General features: G+C 68.8%; 18 protein-coding genes. 8 read left to right on the forward strand and 10 right to left on the reverse strand.

Going from position 1 to position 17,410, the window contains the following annotated elements; all coding sequences use genetic code 11:
* Positions 1 to 70: 70 nt before the first annotated feature.
* The gene (locus ACSYGO_RS45015) at positions 71 to 655 is read right to left on the reverse strand and encodes a GNAT family N-acetyltransferase (RefSeq protein ID WP_460390291.1); all 585 of its coding nucleotides are present in this window, start codon (positions 653 to 655) and stop codon (positions 71 to 73) included.
* Between the two features lie 196 nt (positions 656 to 851).
* The gene (locus ACSYGO_RS45020) at positions 852 to 1,742 is read right to left on the reverse strand and encodes a DUF3152 domain-containing protein (protein WP_460390292.1); all 891 of its coding nucleotides are present in this window, start codon (positions 1,740 to 1,742) and stop codon (positions 852 to 854) included.
* A gap of 190 nt (positions 1,743 to 1,932) precedes the next feature.
* Here ACSYGO_RS45020 and ACSYGO_RS45025 point away from each other — a divergent pair, with 190 nt between their 5' ends.
* Genes ACSYGO_RS45025 through ACSYGO_RS45035 form a run of 3 tightly spaced genes read left to right on the forward strand, consistent with a single transcriptional unit; the run spans position 1,933 to position 4,765 of the window.
* Complete coding sequence (locus ACSYGO_RS45025; RefSeq protein WP_426678999.1) at positions 1,933 to 2,622, forward strand: response regulator; 690 nt, start codon at positions 1,933 to 1,935, stop codon at positions 2,620 to 2,622.
* Positions 2,619 to 4,214, forward strand: a complete 1,596-nt coding sequence (locus ACSYGO_RS45030) for an ATP-binding protein (RefSeq protein ID WP_460390293.1) — start codon at positions 2,619 to 2,621, stop codon at positions 4,212 to 4,214. Before ACSYGO_RS45025 ends, ACSYGO_RS45030 begins: the two co-directional genes overlap by 4 nt.
* An 11-nt stretch (positions 4,215 to 4,225) precedes the next feature.
* Complete coding sequence (locus tag ACSYGO_RS45035) at positions 4,226 to 4,765, forward strand: hypothetical protein (RefSeq protein ID WP_432173054.1); 540 nt, start codon at positions 4,226 to 4,228, stop codon at positions 4,763 to 4,765.
* Between the two features lie 182 nt (positions 4,766 to 4,947).
* On the opposite strand, the gene ACSYGO_RS45040 is transcribed toward ACSYGO_RS45035, so the two are convergent.
* From ACSYGO_RS45040 to ACSYGO_RS45065, 6 genes are all read right to left on the reverse strand, one after another.
* Positions 4,948 to 5,601 (reverse strand): LPXTG cell wall anchor domain-containing protein, encoded by a 654-nt coding sequence (locus ACSYGO_RS45040; RefSeq protein WP_460390294.1) that lies wholly within the window; start codon positions 5,599 to 5,601, stop codon positions 4,948 to 4,950.
* A 371-nt stretch (positions 5,602 to 5,972) separates the two neighbouring features.
* Positions 5,973 to 6,344, reverse strand: a complete 372-nt coding sequence (locus ACSYGO_RS45045) for a DUF2255 family protein (RefSeq protein WP_460390295.1) — start codon at positions 6,342 to 6,344, stop codon at positions 5,973 to 5,975.
* 136 nt (positions 6,345 to 6,480) lie between these two features.
* The gene (locus ACSYGO_RS45050) at positions 6,481 to 7,548 is read right to left on the reverse strand and encodes an NAD(P)-dependent alcohol dehydrogenase (protein ID WP_460390296.1); all 1,068 of its coding nucleotides are present in this window, start codon (positions 7,546 to 7,548) and stop codon (positions 6,481 to 6,483) included.
* A gap of 39 nt (positions 7,549 to 7,587) precedes the next feature.
* Positions 7,588 to 8,472: an aldo/keto reductase gene (locus ACSYGO_RS45055; RefSeq protein WP_460390297.1), complete on the reverse strand. Its 885-nt coding sequence runs from the start codon at positions 8,470 to 8,472 to the stop codon at positions 7,588 to 7,590.
* Positions 8,472 to 9,914, reverse strand: coding sequence for an MFS transporter (locus ACSYGO_RS45060; RefSeq protein ID WP_460390298.1), 1,443 nt, complete (start codon positions 9,912 to 9,914; stop codon positions 8,472 to 8,474). The genes ACSYGO_RS45055 and ACSYGO_RS45060 overlap by 1 nt, the downstream gene beginning before the upstream one ends.
* Positions 9,911 to 10,138: a hypothetical protein gene (locus ACSYGO_RS45065; protein WP_460390299.1), complete on the reverse strand. Its 228-nt coding sequence runs from the start codon at positions 10,136 to 10,138 to the stop codon at positions 9,911 to 9,913. The genes ACSYGO_RS45060 and ACSYGO_RS45065 overlap by 4 nt, the downstream gene beginning before the upstream one ends.
* A gap of 304 nt (positions 10,139 to 10,442) precedes the next feature.
* On the opposite strand from ACSYGO_RS45065, the gene ACSYGO_RS45070 reads away from it, so the two are divergent.
* From ACSYGO_RS45070 to ACSYGO_RS45080, 3 genes are all read left to right on the forward strand, one after another.
* Entirely contained in the window at positions 10,443 to 11,342 is a 900-nt protein-coding gene (locus ACSYGO_RS45070; RefSeq protein WP_460390300.1) for a helix-turn-helix transcriptional regulator, read from the forward strand.
* Positions 11,343 to 11,369: 27 nt separating this feature from the next.
* The gene (locus ACSYGO_RS45075; protein WP_460390301.1) at positions 11,370 to 12,389 is read left to right on the forward strand and encodes an aldo/keto reductase; all 1,020 of its coding nucleotides are present in this window, start codon (positions 11,370 to 11,372) and stop codon (positions 12,387 to 12,389) included.
* A 505-nt stretch (positions 12,390 to 12,894) separates the two neighbouring features.
* Positions 12,895 to 13,128, forward strand: a complete 234-nt coding sequence (locus tag ACSYGO_RS45080) for a hypothetical protein (protein WP_460390302.1) — start codon at positions 12,895 to 12,897, stop codon at positions 13,126 to 13,128.
* A 384-nt stretch (positions 13,129 to 13,512) separates the two neighbouring features.
* On the opposite strand, the gene ACSYGO_RS45085 is transcribed toward ACSYGO_RS45080, so the two are convergent.
* Complete coding sequence (locus ACSYGO_RS45085; protein WP_460390303.1) at positions 13,513 to 14,505, reverse strand: Lrp/AsnC family transcriptional regulator; 993 nt, start codon at positions 14,503 to 14,505, stop codon at positions 13,513 to 13,515.
* A 138-nt stretch (positions 14,506 to 14,643) separates the two neighbouring features.
* On the opposite strand from ACSYGO_RS45085, the gene ACSYGO_RS45090 reads away from it, so the two are divergent.
* Together ACSYGO_RS45090 and ACSYGO_RS45095 are read left to right on the forward strand one after the other, a co-directional pair.
* Positions 14,644 to 15,018 carry a VOC family protein gene (locus ACSYGO_RS45090; RefSeq protein ID WP_460390304.1) on the forward strand — a complete coding sequence of 125 codons (375 nt, stop codon included), beginning with the start codon at positions 14,644 to 14,646 and terminating at the stop codon, positions 15,016 to 15,018.
* A 28-nt stretch (positions 15,019 to 15,046) separates the two neighbouring features.
* Positions 15,047 to 15,541, forward strand: coding sequence for a DoxX family protein (locus ACSYGO_RS45095; RefSeq protein ID WP_460390305.1), 495 nt, complete (start codon positions 15,047 to 15,049; stop codon positions 15,539 to 15,541).
* Between the two features lie 204 nt (positions 15,542 to 15,745).
* On the opposite strand, the gene ACSYGO_RS45100 is transcribed toward ACSYGO_RS45095, so the two are convergent.
* Positions 15,746 to 17,320: a phosphodiester glycosidase family protein gene (locus ACSYGO_RS45100; RefSeq protein ID WP_460390306.1), complete on the reverse strand. Its 1,575-nt coding sequence runs from the start codon at positions 17,318 to 17,320 to the stop codon at positions 15,746 to 15,748.
* Positions 17,321 to 17,410 lie beyond the last annotated feature (90 nt).

The following is a 17,410-nucleotide window of genomic DNA, read 5'->3' on the forward strand; positions in this document are numbered from 1 at the left end:
GGGTGAGCTCCCAGGCGCACACGACGCCGCCACCAAGGCCAGCATCTGGCTGCGACATGATCGGTCGGCCTCACTGGCCCTCAACACGGGCGTGCAGGTGCATGTCGTGACGGCCATCGTCATGCAGGGCGGCGCTGCGCTTGGTGCCTTCCAGGACGTAGCCGCATTTTGCGGCGACCCCGCACGAGGCTTGGTTCCGTGTCGAGTGGTCCAGCTCCAGACGGCTGAAGCGGATCTCGTCCAACGCCCAGACACTGAGCGTCGTGAGGGCATGGGAGGCCACGCCGATGCCGCGCGCGGATGGAAGCACCCAGTAGGCGACGTTGGCGATTCCGTCGTCGAAGTCCAGTCCGCGCAGGGCGATCCGGCCGAGCACCTCGCCGCCGTTGCTGGTGATCGCCCAGTGGCCGCCCTTCTCGCGTTGCCAATCCTGCCGATAGGCGTCGAACCATTCTTGGACATGACCCCCGTTCGAGGGTCGGCGCGTGTGCCAGCGCCGGATCTCATCGTCCTGGTAAGCGGAAAGGAACACTGGCGCGTCGGCCTGTTCCCAGGGACGCAGCAGCAAGTCTTGGGCCGCGTGGAGCACGGGTTGAGGAGAGTCGGCGAGTGAGCCAGAGGGAATGACGGGCGGCGTCGACAGAGCGCGGGTCATAGGTCATGATCACCCGAGGGTGACCGCATACGTCAAGGTCATCGGCACGAGCGAGGAATGTCCGATCCAACAGCCTCGCAGAAGTGATCGGCCGGACAGACCCTACAAGTCCGTGAAGAGGGGAGCGCGTAGCCGAACCGAAGCCACGCGTGCGATGACGTCACCGGCATCGAGGGCATGACTGGTCGTCGCCGGTTCACTGCACGCGCGGCCCGGTGACGAAGTGACCGTCCTCGTCGTAGGGCCAGGCGTTGGCGATGCATCCGTGCAGGCCCTTGATCTGCTGCATCATCACGGGGGCCAGTTGACCGGGGCCGGCGCAGGTCCGGTGCGCGTGGCCGAGGAAATGTCCCATCTCGTGGTTGATGATCAACGCCCGGTAATCATGGATCGGCCCGTCGAAGGTGGGCGAGCCCATGGCCCAGCGCTTGAGATTCACCACCACTCCGCCGGGGACCTCGCAGTTGTATTCGCCCTGGGTGTTCTGTCGGATGCCCGCCCAGCACAGCGCGTCGGCGGTTCCCGGAGTCGCGATCGTCACCGTGAGGTCGTGGGGCTGTCCCGCGCTCACCAACTGGAACGAGTAGGCCGGGTTGCGGGTCCAGCCTCGGGGCGCGGCAAGTATGTCGGCGATCTCGTCCGCGGATTGGGCCGGTGAGATGTCGAGGCCTGTCTCGACCTTCACCACGTACCGCAGTGGACGCGAACCGTGACCGACCCTCGCGCCGCGGGCCTGAGCGGTGATGAACGTGCCGGAGCCCGTTGAGGGGACGTCGATCTCCGTAGGAGTCGGGGTGGGGGTCGGGGTCCGGGTCGGGGTGTGGGTGGGAGGGCTTGGAGTGGGAGTCGGAGTGGCGGGTGCCGCGCTCTGTGGGTGCGGCGCACGGCTCGACGCGTCGCTTCGCCCGTCCAGGAAGAACGCGGCGGAGCCGAGCAGGCCCGTGGCGACCAGTGCGCCGACCAGATACGTGCGCCCGTGGCGGCGCGGGCGGCCTCGGCGGTGCGAGGACCGGTGACCGACGCCGCGCTGGGAGGCCACGGCGCCGTCAGTGGTCGATGGATGTTCCTGGTGTCGTGCCGATTGCATGGCAGCTCAAGCTGGTCATGTCAGATGATCGTCATGAGTTCGGAAAATCACGGAACGATAACGAGCGGCGCTCGGTCGGTTCGGCGGGTTGCCCGCCCGGCGAGACGCCGATGTGACCCTTGTGTAACAGCGCCCGGGAGGGGCTCCTTCGCAGGTCAGCAACCACACAGGATCTGCATACACTGTCGAGGTGCCGCGAGTCCTTATTGTCGAAGACGACCCTGATGTCCGTACGGCCGTCCAGCTGGGGCTGCGACACCAGGGGCATGAAGTCTTCGCCGCAGAGACGGGTGAAGAGGGTTTGGAGCAGCTTCACCCCTCCCACCCGGACGTCGTCGTACTCGACCTCATGCTGCCCGGCATGTCCGGGCTCGACGTATGCCGGCGGATCAGGGAGCGCGACCAGGTCCCGATCATCATCGTGACCGCCAAGGGCGATGACATCGATGTCGTCGTGGGGCTGGAGGCCGGAGCGGACGACTACGTGGTCAAGCCCGTACGGGCCCGGGTGCTCGACGCGCGCATACGGGCCGTGCTGCGCCGGCATGACGCGTCGGTGTCCGACGCCGTCCGCCCCAGGACGGAAGCGCACGGTGAGCTGGCCATCGACCGCGCCGGGCTCGTGGTGACACACCGAGGCCGACCCGTCGCGCTCGCCCCCTCCGAGCTTCGACTGCTGCTGACCCTGTCGGCCTCGCCCGGCCAGGTGTTCAGTCGCCAGCAGCTGCTGGAAGCAGTCTGGGAGCACAGCTACTACGGAGACATACGGCTCGTGGACGCCTGCGTGAAGCGACTGCGCAGCAAGCTCGGCGAGCCGGGCGGAGATCCCCGATACATCCAGACCGTGCGCGGCTTCGGTTACCGCTTCGGCCCCTCGTGAGCCGCCAGGAATCCGTACGGGCACGCAAGCTCGTACGCAAGCGCAACGCGGTCGCAGCCGGGGATCGCCCCAAGCTGACGCGGCTCTACAAGGCCGTCCTCGCGAAAGTCCCGCTGCCTCTGCGCGGCCTGCGCTCCCGCCTGGTGGTGGCCTTCGTCCTGGTCGCCGCAGCCAGTGCCCTGAGCACTGGAGCCGTCGCCTTCCGGGAAGCGCGCACGGGAGTGCTGCAGCAGAGCCAGGACTCGGTCATCCGGCAGTTCCGGACCAGCGTCGACGCCGTGGTTGCCGGCGTCCCCCCGACACCCAGCCAGAGCGACCTGCAGAAAGCCGTGAATCAGGTCCTCCACACCAGCCAGTCACCCGGGCGACAGGTACTGGCCACGCACGGCAGCCTCCGCGCCTCCGCGCCGAGCGCCGACTTCGACAAGATCAGCTCGGAACTGCGCCGGTCCGTGGACACCAAACGGGCCGCGGTGTTCCAGCGGGTGAACGCCGACGGGCACCCCTACCTCGTCGTCGGAATGCCGATCACCTACACCGACGGCCAAGGCACACAGGCCAGGCTCTCAGGGACCGTGATGTACCTGGTCGTGCCGCAGAACACCGAACAGGCCTATGTCGAAGCGATGGTCAGCGCCATCGAGCACGCCACCCTGGTGGCACTCGGCCTCGCCGTCGTACTGGCACTGCTGGCCGCAAGAGGCGTACTGCGCCCCGTACGGGCGTTGCGCCGCGCAACACGTCGGATGACCGAGGGACACCTCGACGTCCGACTGGCCGTCAACGGCTCCGACGAACTGGCCGACCTCTCGCAATCCTTCAACCACATGGCGACAGCCCTGGAGCACTCGGTCGCGGAGTTGCGCCGCCTGGAAGCCCAGGCCCGCCGCTTCGTCTCGGACGTCTCCCACGAACTGCGGACACCACTGGCGGCGATGTCCGCAGTCACCGACGTGCTGGACGAGAACGCGCCGGACTTGAACCGCGACACCGGCCAGGCACTGCAGCTCATCAGTGAGGGGACCAATCGGCTGAGCGGCCTGGTCAACGACCTGATGGAGATATCCCGCTTCGACGCCGGGGCAGCCGAACTCAGCCTCGACGACGTCGACCTGGCCGAATGCGCACAGCGCACCCTTGCCGCTCGGGGGTGGCAGGGCCAAGTGGAGACCCGCCTGCCCCCACCGGGCGTGCTCCGTGCGCCCGTTGACCCGCGCCGTCTCGACGTGGTGATGGCCAACCTGGTCGGCAACGCGCTGCGGCACGGCGCGCCGCCCGTACGGCTGGCCATGGACGTGAGAGAGGAGCGGCCGGATGCGGCGTGGGCCGTCATCGAGGTGACCGACAACGGACCCGGCATCGCCGAGGACGCCATGCCACACATCTTCGAGCGCTTCTACAAGGCGAGCACCACACGGACCAGAAGCGAGAGCAGCGGACTGGGCCTGGCCATCACGGCCGAGAACGTGCACCTGCACGGCGGACGCATCAGCGCCGCCAACCTTCCCGGGGGCGGAGCAGTGTTCACGATCGAACTCCCTCTGCACCGCGACATCGCAGCCGTCGAAGACTCGGTCGGAGGTGCCTGGTGAAGGGTTCGCGTGTGAAGGGGCTGTTGGTCGGGTTCGCGGCCGCGCTCACGCTGTCGGCGTGCGGGGTCCCCCCGTCCGACGTCATCGAGGCCGGCGAACCGGCGAGCGGCGTGTCCCCCGGGTCGAAGCCCTCGGTGCCGGTCGTCGTTTCCCTCTATTTCCTGGACGACGGTGCTCTCAAGGCCTATCCGCGCAAGATGGCCGAGCCCGTAGACCTCGGGACCGTGCTGGGCCAGCTGTTCGACGGACCGACGAACGGCGAGTCCGTGACCGCCACCACACAGCTGCCTCGCCTGGCAAATGCACCGGACGTTACGGGCGGCAGTGGCCACGGCGTTTCCATCAAGCTCCCCGATGACGTAGCTCCCCTCAGTCATCCGGCCGTGCTGCAGCTGGCGTGCACGGTGGCCCACGTGAGTGGATCTTTCGCCGCGCTGCCCAAGGGCGCGCATCGGGACGGCGCCCTCGCATCCACGAACGTCCATGTGCTCGGGGACGGATGGTCGAGGACACAGTCGGGCGACTCGTGTCCCGAACCTTGGCAGCCGTAGAAGAGCCCGAGCACGGCCCCGGTTCCGGCAGCGTCTTCAATGCAGCGTGCGTGCACGCGCGGTGTCCCTCCCCGGCTCGCGGGCGGCCTCGTCCAGGGCGTGCCAACCCTGTTCGTCGAGGACGCCCGCGCGCAGCGGCCTGGTCGGCGGGGTCACGGCTCGTCGGAGGGAGACAGTGCCCCTCAGGCCTTACGGCGGCGCAGCACCAGGTAGCCACCCGCCGCCAGCAGCCCGGCTGCGGCCGCGGACAGCAGGCCCACCGGAGCGCCGCTACCGGTCTCGGCGAGGTCGCCCTCGCTGCCCTGCGCAGACGGCGACGACGAGGCGGCGACCTCGGAGGACGGGGACGGGCTCGCGGCCGGCTCGGTGGTGGAGTCGCCCGGCGAGGCCGAGGCCGACGGCGAGGCGCCGCTGCCCTCCTCCTTGTCCTCGCAGTCCGTCCAGAACACCTTGTGCTTGGCCGAGCCGTGCTCGCCCTCGAAGTTCCAGAACAGCTTGTAGTGCCCGTCGGGCAGCGTCATGTCCTGCGTACGGCCGTGACCTTCGCCGTCCAGCGTGATCGCACCGGACTTCACGGTCTCGCCCTTGACGGCGGCCGTCGGGGCCCAGGCCTCGATGTGCCAGTCGACCTGCTGGCCGTTGTCGAAGCCGAACGCGTCCAAGTAGAACTCGCACACGTGCGGCTCGTTCTTGCGCAGTTCCTCGCCGGTGCCGGCGTCATGGATCTTGACGGTGCCGTTGTCACCGGGAGCGGTGGCGTGGGCGGTGGCCGGAACACAGAAGGCCGCGGCCGAGGCGACGGCGGACAGAGCGCCGACGCGGGTGAGGTTTCGCATGAGGCAGTAATCCATCTGCGTGAAGGGACGGGAAGGTGCCGAGGGGCGGCTCAGCTTCCAGCCGGGACTGACTTCAGGTCAATCACGGACAGGCAACACTCAGATCCTTCACAGAGATGGAGGTCGGCGGAAACCTCGGACCGTCACGAAGGCCGTCGCGAGCAGCGCGATTTGCCCCCCCGGCCAGCACCACTGAGTTCCAGGCCGCCCGCAGCCAGACTCTCTTGGACGAGGACCATGCCTACTGGGCGGGTGGCTCATCGACGAGCACACCTGTGGGTCCGCCCTGACACCGTCCCGGGCGGCGTACATGAGAGTGGCTCGCACAAGCGGACCTTCCCCGACCGGGAATGTGAGGGAAGGAGCCGCTGTCAGCGAGATTCGAGGCGGAGGGTGGACTCGCGGGCGGTGTCGGTCAGTACGTGCTCGACGATGCTCGTGTACCGGCCGTACTTCTCCCTGTAGGCGGTGTCAACGGCCGCGTGCTCTGCAGAATCGGCCTTGTGAAAAGTGACGTTCCGCCGTACGCCGCCGGCGTCGATGCGGCCCTGGTGGCGGGACTGGGTGCCCCGGTACCAGGGGCCGGCGGTGCCCTTGACCGAGCGGACGTAGAGGTGGTCGCCGGCGCGGACGACCCACATGGTCACGGGGTCGCGCAGGGTGCCGTCGGCGCGCTCGGACTCCAGGTCCAGCTCTTCCGCCGCGCCGACCTTCGCCAGGTCTGCGTCGTTCCAGTGCGTCATGGTCGTGCCTCCAGCTGGTCACGGGCCTCGGGGTGGGTATCGGAGGAGGGTGCGGGGTCGGCGTCCGTGTTCGCCGCATCTGCCGGGCGTCCTGGGGGTGGTCTGCTTTGGGGCAGACCACCCCCAGGACGGTTGCTCAAGCGTTCAGTTGGGCGAAGGTCGCTCCGTCGATGACGAACCGGTAGCGGACGTCGGAGGCGACGATCCGCTCGTAGGCGGTGTTGATGTCCTGGGCGCCGATCAGCTCGATGTCGGCGCTCACGCCGTGCTCGGCGGCGAAGTCGAGCATCTCCTGCGTCTCGGCGATGCCGCCGAACAGCGAGCCCGCGTAGGCGCGGCCGTTCTGCAACAGGGGGAAGACATCCAGGGGCATCGGCTGTGTGGTCACGCCGACGCTGACCATGGTGCCGTGCAGGCGCAGCATCCCCAGGTAGTCCTTCAGCGCCACCGGTGCGCTGACGGTGTTGAGGATGATGTCGAAGGTGTCGGCCAGGTCGGTGAAGGTGGACCCGTCGCCGGTGACGGCGTAGTGGTCGGCGCCGAGGGCGGCTGCGGCCCCGCGCTTGCGGTCGGACTGTGAGAGGACGGTGACCTCGGCGCCCATGGCCTTGGCCGTCTTGACGCCGAGGTGGCCAAGGCCGCCGAGGCCGACGACTGCGACTTTGGTGCCCGGCGCGGCGCCGTAGCGCTTGAGCGGCGCGTAGACGGTGATGCCCGCGCACAGCAGCGGCGCCGCGGCGGCCGGGTCGAGGCTGTCGGGAACGCGGACGACGAAGTCCTCGGGCGCGACGATCGCCTCGGAGTAGCCGCCTTGAGTGTGGGCGCCGGGCTCGGCCGGATCGGGGCTGCCGAAGACCAGGGTGTGGCCGTTGAGGCAGTACTGCTCCTGCCCGGCCCGGCAGTTCTCGCACGCGCGGCAGGAGTTGACCATGCAGCCGATGCCGACGAGGTCGCCGACCTGGTGGCGGGTGACCTCGGATCCGGTCTCGGTGACCCGTCCGACGATCTCGTGGCCGGGAACGAGTGGGCTGGTGGGCAGCGGGCCGAACTCGCCGCCGACGAAGTTCATGTCGGAGTGGCAGATGCCGCAGTACAGGATGTCGAGCTTGACGTCGTGGGGGCCGACGTCGCGACGCTCGACGGTGAGGGGGCCGAGCGGCTGACGCACGTCGTGGGCGCCGAACGCCTTGACGGTGGTGGGCACGGTGAATCCTTTGTGCAGGGTGATGGTCGAGCGGGTGGGTCAGGCTTCGGGGATGGCGCGGCCGTAGGCGGCGAGGGTGACGTGCTCGGGTTCGGGGCCGCCGCGCCGGCCGGTCTCCAGCGCGTCCAGCGCGGTGAGCTCGTCTGGGGTGAGTTCGAAGTCGAAGACGTCGATGTTCTCGGCGATGCGGGTGCGCTTGGTGGACTTGGGGATGACCGAGCGGCCGTGCTGGAGTCCCCAGCGCAGCAGCACCTGGGCGGGGCTCTTGCCGTGCGCCTCGGCGATGCGAGTGACGGCCGGGTCCTCGAGGACGCTCTTTCGGTCCTCGCCGTAGCCCGGATAGAAGGTGATCCCGCCGATGGGGGACCACGCCTGGTTGACGATGTTGTGCTGGTCGTCGAAGTCGAGCACGGTGCGCTGCTGGAAGTAGGGGTGGATCTCCAGCTGGTTGACCGCCGGGACGACGGAGGCCGCGTCGAGCAGTGTGGTCAGGTGGTCGACCATGAAGTTGCTGACGCCGATGGCGCGGACCTTGCCGTCGGCCAGGAGCTTTTCCAAGGCGCGGTAGGCGGCGAGGGTCTTGTCGAAGTCGGACGGCAGGGCCTGGTGCAGGATCAGCAGGTCGATCCGGTCGACACCGAGCTTGGCGGCGCTCTTGTCGAAGCCGTGCAGGGTCTCGTCGTACCCGTAGTCGCTGATCCAGATCTTCGTCTCGATGAAGATCTCGTCGCGCGGCACTCCGGAGTCGCGCAGGGCCTGGCCGACCTCGCGTTCGTTGCCGTAGGCGGCGGCGGTGTCGATGTGCCGGTAGCCGAGGTCGAGCGCGGCCTTCACGGCTGTCCGGGTCTCGTCGGGCGGGGTCTGGAAGACGCCGAGTCCCAGGGCGGGCATCTCGACGCCGTTGTTGAGGGTGAGGGTCTGCATCACAGGGACCTTTCAAGGTGAGTGGCCCGTGCGGGCACGATGAGGGCGACGACGGTCACGACCGCCAGCGCGAGCAGCACGGCGGAGCCGGTCAGGGCCGTTCCCGAGCGGGCCGCGATGTCTGCGGCCGCGTGGCCGGTGGAGACGGAGGCGGCGACGGCGGTCAGGATGCTCAGGCTCAGTGCGCTGCCGATCTGGTGCACGGTGTTGACCAGGCCCGATCCGGCCCCCGCGTCCGCGGGGGCGACGCCGTCGACGCCGCTGGAGGTCAGCGGGGCCAGCGTCAGGCCTTGGCCGGCGCCGATGAGCACCATGGGCAGGGCCACGCCCGTCAGGTAGGGGGTGTGCAGGCCGAGGCGGCTGAGCCACGCCATGCCCAGCGTGGTCAGGACGACCCCGGTCAGCAGTACCAGTGGTCTGCCGACCCGTTCCAGCAGCCGGGGCACCTGAACGGCGAGGACGAAGTTGACCAGCGTCATCGGCAGGAACGAGAGGCCGGCCTGCAGTGGCGTCCAGTGGTAGACGCTCTGCACGAACTGCGCGGTGAAGAAGAAGAACCCCATCATCGCGCCCATGTAGAGCATCCGGGCGAGGTAGGCGCCGGAGCGCTCCCGGCCGGCGAACAGCCGCAGTGGCACGATCGGCTGCGCGGCCCCCCGCTCCACCCGGACGAACAACCCGAGCAGCACCACGCCGGCCACCAGTGGAACCAGGGTCAAGACAGCGGTCCAGCCGAAGTCGGCGGCGTCCACGATGCCGAGGACCAGTGCGGTCGAACCCAGTGTCGCCAACACCGCCCCGGCGATGTCGAAGCGGCCTCGCCGACGTTCGGTCTCGGGCAGGAACCGCAGGGCCAGCACCACCATCACGGCGCTGACCGGCACGTTGAGGAAGAACCCGGCCCGCCACGAGATCAGATCGGCGACCAGCCCCCCGACGACCAGGCCGAACGCGGCGCCGAGACCGGCGACGGCGCTGTAGGCGGCCATCGCCCGGTTGCGGGCCCGGCCCTCGGCGAAGCTGCGCGTCAGCAGGGACAGCGCGGACGGGGCCAGCACCGCAGCCCCGATGCCCTGGAGCGCGCGTGCGCCGATCAGCCACCACTGGGTCTGCGCGGCGCCCACCAGGAGCGAGGTCAGTGAGAAGACGACCAGGGAGAGCAGGAACACCCTGCGGTGTCCGAACAGATCACCGGCCCGGGCTCCCAGCAGCAGCAGTCCGCCGAAGACCAGGACGTAGGCGTTGGTGATCCAGGACAGGCTGGTCTCGGAGAATCCCATGTCGGAGCGGATCTGCGGCAGCCCGGTGAAGACGATCGAGTTGTCGAGGATGACCATGAAGTAGCTGACACAGATGATCGCGAGGATCAGCGTCGCGTGGGCCGGCGTCCCGCTGGGCCGCGCCGCCCCATGTACCGACGCGCGCTGTGCGGTGGTGGTCATCGCGTCACCAGCCCCATCGTCAGCGGCCCACCGTCGGTTCCGGTGATCGCCCTCGTGGCGGACGACGCGCCGCCGATGCGCGCAGAGGCGTCCATAACGCTGATCACAGGCTGCCTGCTCACAGCCGCACCAGCACCTTCAGGGCCTTGCGCTTCCTTGAGATACGGGTCGACGCCGTGCCCGACGCGGACATCGCCGGCTTTGTACGTGAGTGCTACGCGCACGCTGTTCCTTCAGGTCGGTTTCATCGGGCCCATCGAGGACTCGCAGTCCTTGGCCTTCTCCAGACAACCGCGGGCGGACGCGCAGGTGGGAGTCACTCCTTTTCCAGGTAATGGCAGTACCTCGCAGGCGTTCGCCGACGCACCTACCGTGAGGGTGCGGGCCGGATCCACACCGCCCGAGCGAGAGGAACCCCTGTGCCCTTCGCCGCCCGCGCCGAAGCCTTGACCCACCCCACGTCCGACGCCGACCGGTCCGAGGACACGCCCGCCGACGCGTCGCCCACGAAGCTCCCGAGGTCGGACCATGACTGAGAGTGACAAGAAGAAGATGCTGGCAGCCGAGGTCCGCGAGTTCCTGAGCACCCGGCGCGCTCGGATCACTCCGGAGCAGGCCGGGCTGCCGGTCTTCGGCGGGAAGCGCCGTGTCGCGGGCCTGCGCCGCGAAGAGGTCGCTCTGCTGGCGGGCATGAGCGTGGACTACTACGTCCGGCTGGAACGCGGAAACCTCAGCGGAGCCTCCGACTCGGTCCTCGAAGCTCTCGCGCACGCTCTGCAACTCGACGAGGCCGAGCGCACCCACCTCTACGACCTGGCCCGCGCGGCCACTCCCTCGGGTCAGCGGCCCACGGTGACCGCCTCCCGGGTGCGGCCCACGATCGTGCGGCTGCTCGACTCCATGACCGACGTACCGGCGTACGTCCGCAACGCACGCTTCGACATCCTGGCCACCAACAGGCTGGGCCGCGCGCTGTACGCACCCGTCTTCGACTCACCCCTGTTCGCCCAGCGCGGGCCGGTCAACAGTGCTCGCTTCATGTTCTTGGACCCCGCGAGCAGGGACTTCTGGGTCGACTGGGAGAAGGGCGCCGACGACGCGGTGGCGTTCCTGCGGACCGAGACGGGCCGGGCACCGCACGACAAGGCGCTGACCGATCTGATCGGAGAGCTGACGACGAGGAGCAGTGACTTCGTCCGCCGGTGGGCACGCCACGACGTGAAGTTCCACCGCTCCGGCGTGAAGCGCCTGCACCACCCGCTGGTCGGCGATCTCGCCCTGCCCTACGAGGCGATGGATCTGCCGGCCGACCCCGGCCTCCGCCTCAACTTCTACACACCCGAACCGGATTCCCGGGAGCGGGAGGCACTCGGCCTGCTCGCCAGCTGGGCGGGCACCGGCACCGTCGTGCCCTCCCGGAACGAATGACCACCATCGATCGAGGAGAACCACTCCATGCAATACCGACCGCTCGGCCGCACCGGCGTCCAGGTCAGCCCGCTGTGCCTGGGCGCGATGATGTTCGGCCCCTGGGGCAACGACGACGAAGCAGACTCGGTGCGGATCATCCACCGCGCCCTCGACGCGGGTATCAACTTCATCGACACCGCTGACGTGTACTCCGCCGGCGTCTCCGAAGAGATCGTCGGCAAGGCGCTCAAGGACCGCCGCGACGACGTCTTCCTCGCCACCAAGTTCTTCATGCCGATGGACCAGAACGACCCCAACCAGCGAGGCGGCTCACGGCGCTGGATCATCCGCGAGGTCGAGAACTCCCTGCGGCGCCTGGGCACCGACCACATCGACCTCTACCAGGTGCACCGTCCCAGCCCGGACACCGACGTGGCCGAGACCCTCGGCGCCCTCACCGACCTCGTGCGCCACGGCAAGGTCCGCTACATCGGCTCCTCGTCCTACTCCGGCTCCCAGATCGTCGAGGCTCAGTGGACCTCACGGGAGCGGCACCTGGAGCGGTTCGTGACCGAGCAGCCGCCGTACTCGATCCTCGTCCGTGGCATCGAGGAGGACGTGCTCCCCACCGTGCGCCGGCACGGCATGGGCACGCTCACCTACAGTCCGCTCTCCGGCGGCTGGCTCTCGGGCCGCTACCGCAAGAACGCCTCCGAGGGCCCCGCCTCCGCGGCGCGCCCCCAAGCCCGCTTCGACATGAGCGCCCCCGCCAACCAGCGCAAGCTCGACGCCGTCGAACAGCTCGCCGTCCTGGCGGAGAAGGCCGGCCTCACTCTGATCGAGCTTGCCGTCGCCTTCGTCATCAACCACCCGGGCGTCACCTCGGCGATCATCGGTCCGCGCACCATGGAGCAGCTGGAGACGTTCCTGCCCGCCGCCGACATCACGCTTTCGGCCGACGTTCTCGACCGCATCGACGAGATCATCGCCCCTGGGGTCACGGTCAACCCCGTCGACAACAGCTACGGCGACTTCGAACTGCGGGCCGACCAGCGGCGACGCTGACACGATCGGGTCCGGAAGCGGATCGCTTCAGGAATGACCTCGTCCTTCTTGCCACCTCCGGCTCCCTGGAAGAGGCGTCGTCACCTGCGGGGCTGCGGGTACGCCACCGCGGGGAGGGAGCCTCTCTCGCGCGGCCGCCCGGCGAGGGCTCCCTGCGTCCGCGGCCCTGGAGGCGAGAAGGCGCAGGCCCTCCTCAGACGCTCCTACGTTGTTGACGGGTCAATCGAGGCCCCGACCGCGCCACGGCGATCGCAGGCCCTGTCTGTGATTCGAGGGGGCGGCTGGCCAAGAAGGGCAGACGGACCAGTTCAGAAGTCGACGACGCCTTGGCCCGGACGGCGAGCTTCCGAGGGTGGCTGCGCAGTGTGGCGGCCGCCGTACCGCGTCCCTGATCGGGGGCCTTATGCGGTTGACCGGCTCATGCATGGGCACTCGTGCGACGTCTGAATGATTGAGGAATGATTGAGGTAGGCCTTAGTGCCATGGTCTGCGGGAGTGATAGGACATGACGAGTACAACGGAGACCGGCGGCATTACCGGTACGAAGGACAAGGACTACAACCTGCTCTGGTACGTCGAGGCGTGCCTCGAGAACGCTCTGCGGCTGGAGACTTTCATCGCGGATGCGGACCGTGACGATGACACCGAACTGGGAGAGTTGTTCCGCAAGGCCCAAGCCGACAGCAAGAAGGGTGCTGAGGTAGGGAAAGCTCTGCTGCAGGCTCGTCTCGGCTCGTGAATGGGACCGGGTAATGAAGGAGCCAGGCGGAGGGCGGGAGAGGGATCCGCTGAAGCTGGCTCATAGAAAGACGCTGGCTGAGCGTGAGCAAGCCAGGTGGCGGACTCTGGGTACGACAGAACCTTCCGTGATCGTCTCCCCGCCCATGAGGGGCGAGGGTCGCCAGGTGTGGGTTGGCGAAGTGCTCCTCGGCACAGTGCACAGTCTGAGCGGACTGACACACTTGCTGCAGTGTGAGGGCTGGGAAGGCTTTGACGAGGTTGATGTGGCCGAGATGTCGGTCATCGAGTGGTACGGCGGCGGGCCCGAGGTCTGGTCCCGGCGAGACTGAACGTCGGGGAGGAAATCGCTCTGCGCGTGACCACACCGTGAATCTCGAGGAGATCAGGCGCGCGGGCTGATGAGCGGCCCGGCCCGCTTGATCCACCGCCCGATGATCTCCGTATGGACGCGGTGTACGCCGGAGAGCGCGCCGATGCCTTCTGCGAGGTATCGGTGCAGGTCGCCGACGTCGGCGAGCTCGAGGATCGCGAGGATGCCGGTGGTGCCCGTGGTAGTCGAAGCGAAGGCGACCTCGACGTGGGAGCTCAGGGCGCGCGCGACGGTGCCGAGCGCGGCGGGTTGTACGTCCATCCAGCAGATCACGTCGAGATGTCGTCCGTAGAGTTTCGGGTCGACTTCGACCTCGAATATCAGTACGCCGCGACCGGTGAGCTCGGTGACGCGGCGGCGGACGGTCGTCTCGGGGATGCCGGACACGTGGGCAAGCCGGGCGATGCTCATGCGCCCGTCGGCGGAGAGGAGGCGAAGGAGCTGCGCGTCGTCGTCGGACAGCGCGGCTCCGGACGACGTCTCACTTGCGCCTGGCTCGGGCACATCCGGGCGCATTGCCTCCTGCTCGCTCGCGGAGAGTGCCTCCAGACGGCCGGGCCACCCGCCGATCCCGGCGATCGGCGCGAGCAACCGCTGGGCCGTCACCGTCGCAATGCTGGCACTGCGCCGGAAGAGCTCGAGAGCGCCGGCACCGTCGCCTTTCACCGCGGATGTCCGCAGGATGCAGCCGAGCCCTCCGTCACCGGCAAGCGAAGCGATCCACGAGGTGTCGCCGCGGTCGGCAAGCGCACGTGCGACGGCGTCGACCGAACCGTTCGCCGCGGTGATGCGCAGGAACCACTCCTCCTGCTCCAGCGGGTTGGGGCGGGTGACGCCGATGACGCGCAACGCCAATCGGGAACGCAGCCGGTGGTAGCGGCGCGCGACCGCGCGCTCGGACATGCCGAGCACCGCCGCGATCCGCGCGAACGACGCCCGCCCGTCGAGCTGCAGAGCGTGCAGCACCCGCCGGTCGTCCGCGTCAAGACTGACTGGATCCGCCATATTCAGCGACTCTAATGACGTCATCCACCACATGTGGCGTTCTTGATGGGGTTTCCTCGGCGAGCGCAGCAGATTGGTGCGCGACCCGTCCACTGCTCATCCGGCTTCGCCGGACGGACACGCCACCAGGAGATGCTCATGCTGACTGTCCTGCCCATCCGATACGTCGCCGACGTGGAAGCGTCCCGCCGCTTCTACGAAGGACTCGGCCTGAGCCATCGCCCCGAGGCCGGCGTCCCGGTCTGGGCGCACCTCGACGCCGCAGCCGGCGCGGTCGGCATCCACGACGCCGCCGTGTCGAAGGGGCGGCCGCTCGGCACGGTCGAGCTCGGCTTCGCGACCGATGAGCGCCTCGAAGATGTGTCCGCCCGACTCGCCGCACGCGGCTACGACCACACCCTCTGCGACGAGGACTTCGGCCGCAGCATCCGCCTCACCGACCCCGACGGCGTCGTCGTCCAGATCCAGGAGATCGATCCCCAGAAAATGCGCCGCTCACAGTCCCAGCTGTGAGCCGACACCTCACCGAGGAAGAAGCAGCGTGGAACCCCTCATCGCACTCGTCGGCGTCACCGTCGGCGTGATCGTCCTGAACAAGTCCTGGATCCGGCATCCCAGAAGTGTCGAGACAGCGCTCCGCGCCGGAGTGGCCGCGATGTTCACACTCACCGGCATCGCGCACTTCGTCAGCATGCGAGCCGAGCTCATCGCCATGGTCCCGACGTGGCTGCCGCTGCCGGACCTCATCGTCACCGTCACCGGGATCCTCGAACTGGGCGCCGCAGCGGCGATGTACCACCGCCGTCTCGCAACCGTCGCCGCGGCGGGGCTCACCCTGCTGCTGATCGCCATGTTCCCCGCGAACGTCGCGCTCGCCCTCTCCGGAACGCCGCTGCCCTGGTGGGACGAGCTCGTGCCCCGCACCATCATGCAAGTCCTCTTCGTCACCGCGACCGTCTCCGTGTTCGTCCTCACCTTGCGACCCGCCGACCATGCCTGGAAGAACGACCTCACCCCTGCAGAATCGCGGGTGTGAAAGGACCGACGGACGAGCGACGCCCCCACCACGACCTCGGACGGCTTCTGGGCGAACGCTCGACTCGAAGCACTTCAACTCCCTGGAGGTCCTCGTGGAACTCGAAACCGGACCGATGGCTTCATCAAGGTGAGCCAACGCGAGACAGCCGTACCGCGCCCAGTCGATCCCGGAGCGCGGTACGGAGTCAGGCGGCGGCCGTCGTCAGTCGGCGTGTGGCGGAAGCACCTGCACGGTGTCCCCGACCGCGCGTTCGCCGGTCGCGTCCGAGGGGTTGTTGCCGAGGGTGCCGCGGACGGCCATCGTGGTGGAGCCGCCGCCATCGAGGTTCAACGCCTCTACGGCACCGAGCGAGCGCATGAACTCGGCCGCCTCGTAGAGGGTGAAGCCTTCGCTGCCACCGGTCTGGCGCCCGTCGACCGTGGCCAGGATCAGCCGGCCCTTCCGGTCCACACCCGCCATGGTGCGCGGCTGGCGGACGTTGGCCCAGGCGTATCCGAAGGACAGGTCCCGCGGGTCGACCACTCCCTCGGCGGCAGCGTCGATGTCGATGTCTCCGTCCCGCACGAGGGTGGGGGCGGCACTCACGATGGAGTCGTCACCGTCGAGTTCGACGCGCCGACCGCTGGTGTCGCGGATGACCTCGTCGACACGGATGCGACTGCCGGGCGCGGCGTTCGCGGTCAGCCAGTCGGCAGCACCGCCGATGCCCTGCAGGACGCGCCCGCCCGCCGGCACCCGCCCGCCGCGCGCACCGACCGAGACCACCCGGCCGGATGCGTCGAGCACCGCCTGGAGACCGGGCCCGGTGGGCAGGTCGGCACCGAACTCAGTGGTGAACTGGACCAGGTCGTCGGTCAGTCGGCAGGTGACGTCCTGCCAGGGCAGGTCACTGGGTGAGGCGCCGGGACGACCGCAGTCGCGCACCAGTCCCGGCACCCGGTTGATGCCCTGGATCCGGTACGTGGAGTTTCCGGCCCGGGCGGTGACGGTGGTGGTCAGATCAGCCACACGGATGTGGCGGCCACCGTCACCGAGGATCAGCGCGGCGCGCGAGCCGGCCGCCATCGACTCCAACTGGCCGTCGTAGGCGCCCAGGCCGGACATGGTGCCCTGGACTCCGTCGGCGTCCGAAGTCACGAAGAAGCCGCCGTTGACGGCGACCAGCGAATTGAGCCGGGCGGCGACTGACGAAGTGGTCTTCCGCTGTGCGACATTGCCGTCGTGCGTACCCTCGACGGTGCCGTTGAAGACGCGTGGGTCGATCACCGCCACATGCACGTTCTCCCGGTCGGCGGGCTGCTGGATGTCGTAGCCGGTCCAGGCGACCGAGGTGTGGAACCCTGCCGAGGTGATCGCCGCCGCCGCGGACTGGGCTGCGGCCTGGGTGGAGAAGGAGCCGACTCGTACCCGAAGCCCCATCACTCCGTGCGGGGTGTCGGAGTAGTCGGGCCACCTGACGCTCTCCACACGCGGCTGGAAACCCGCGTCGCGCAGCTTCTGCGCCGTGGTGTCGGCCCAGCTCCTGGTGTTGACGTCGGACCACGTCGTGGCGCCGGTCAGCCGGCTGATGCCCGGGGACTGAACGGTGACGGTCCAGGTGTGCGTGACGTCGGCGTGCCGGATGGTTCCGGTACGTACCTGTACGCCGGGTGCGAGTGTCTCCGTCGACCACTGCGTGGTCGACGCGGGCATCCCGGGCTCGGCCTTGGCGGCGGTCGGCATCAGGGAGGGGACGGCGACGGCGAGTACGGCAGCGAGGCCGATGCCTGTGCGCATGCGTGCGGTACCTCGGGCGGGTCTGCCGAGGGCGTTGTGGTCCATGACTTCCTCACAGCTGGGGCGCGATGATGGCCGGTGGGGGCATTG

It is taken from the genome of Streptomyces krungchingensis, from assembly GCF_054729265.1.

Excerpts from the sequence above, each read along its gene's own strand:
- ACSYGO_RS45075 (WP_460390301.1), top strand. The coding sequence starts at position 11,370 with ATGCAATACCGACCGCTCGGCCGCACCGGCGTCCAGGTCAGCCCGCTG.
- ACSYGO_RS45100 (WP_460390306.1), bottom strand. The coding sequence starts at position 17,320 with ATGCGCACAGGCATCGGCCTCGCTGCCGTACTCGCCGTCGCCGTCCCC.
- ACSYGO_RS45070 (WP_460390300.1), top strand. The coding sequence starts at position 10,443 with ATGACTGAGAGTGACAAGAAGAAGATGCTGGCAGCCGAGGTCCGCGAG.
- ACSYGO_RS45055 (WP_460390297.1), bottom strand. The coding sequence starts at position 8,472 with ATGCAGACCCTCACCCTCAACAACGGCGTCGAGATGCCCGCCCTGGGA.
- ACSYGO_RS45090 (WP_460390304.1), top strand. The coding sequence starts at position 14,644 with ATGCTGACTGTCCTGCCCATCCGATACGTCGCCGACGTGGAAGCGTCC.
- ACSYGO_RS45020 (WP_460390292.1), bottom strand. The coding sequence starts at position 1,742 with ATGCAATCGGCACGACACCAGGAACATCCATCGACCACTGACGGCGCC.
- ACSYGO_RS45045 (WP_460390295.1), bottom strand. The coding sequence starts at position 6,344 with ATGACGCACTGGAACGACGCAGACCTGGCGAAGGTCGGCGCGGCGGAA.
- ACSYGO_RS45015 (WP_460390291.1), bottom strand. The coding sequence starts at position 655 with ATGACCCGCGCTCTGTCGACGCCGCCCGTCATTCCCTCTGGCTCACTC.
- ACSYGO_RS45060 (WP_460390298.1), bottom strand. The coding sequence starts at position 9,914 with ATGACCACCACCGCACAGCGCGCGTCGGTACATGGGGCGGCGCGGCCC.
- ACSYGO_RS45080 (WP_460390302.1), top strand. The coding sequence starts at position 12,895 with ATGACGAGTACAACGGAGACCGGCGGCATTACCGGTACGAAGGACAAG.
- ACSYGO_RS45040 (WP_460390294.1), bottom strand. The coding sequence starts at position 5,601 with ATGCGAAACCTCACCCGCGTCGGCGCTCTGTCCGCCGTCGCCTCGGCC.
- ACSYGO_RS45085 (WP_460390303.1), bottom strand. The coding sequence starts at position 14,505 with ATGGCGGATCCAGTCAGTCTTGACGCGGACGACCGGCGGGTGCTGCAC.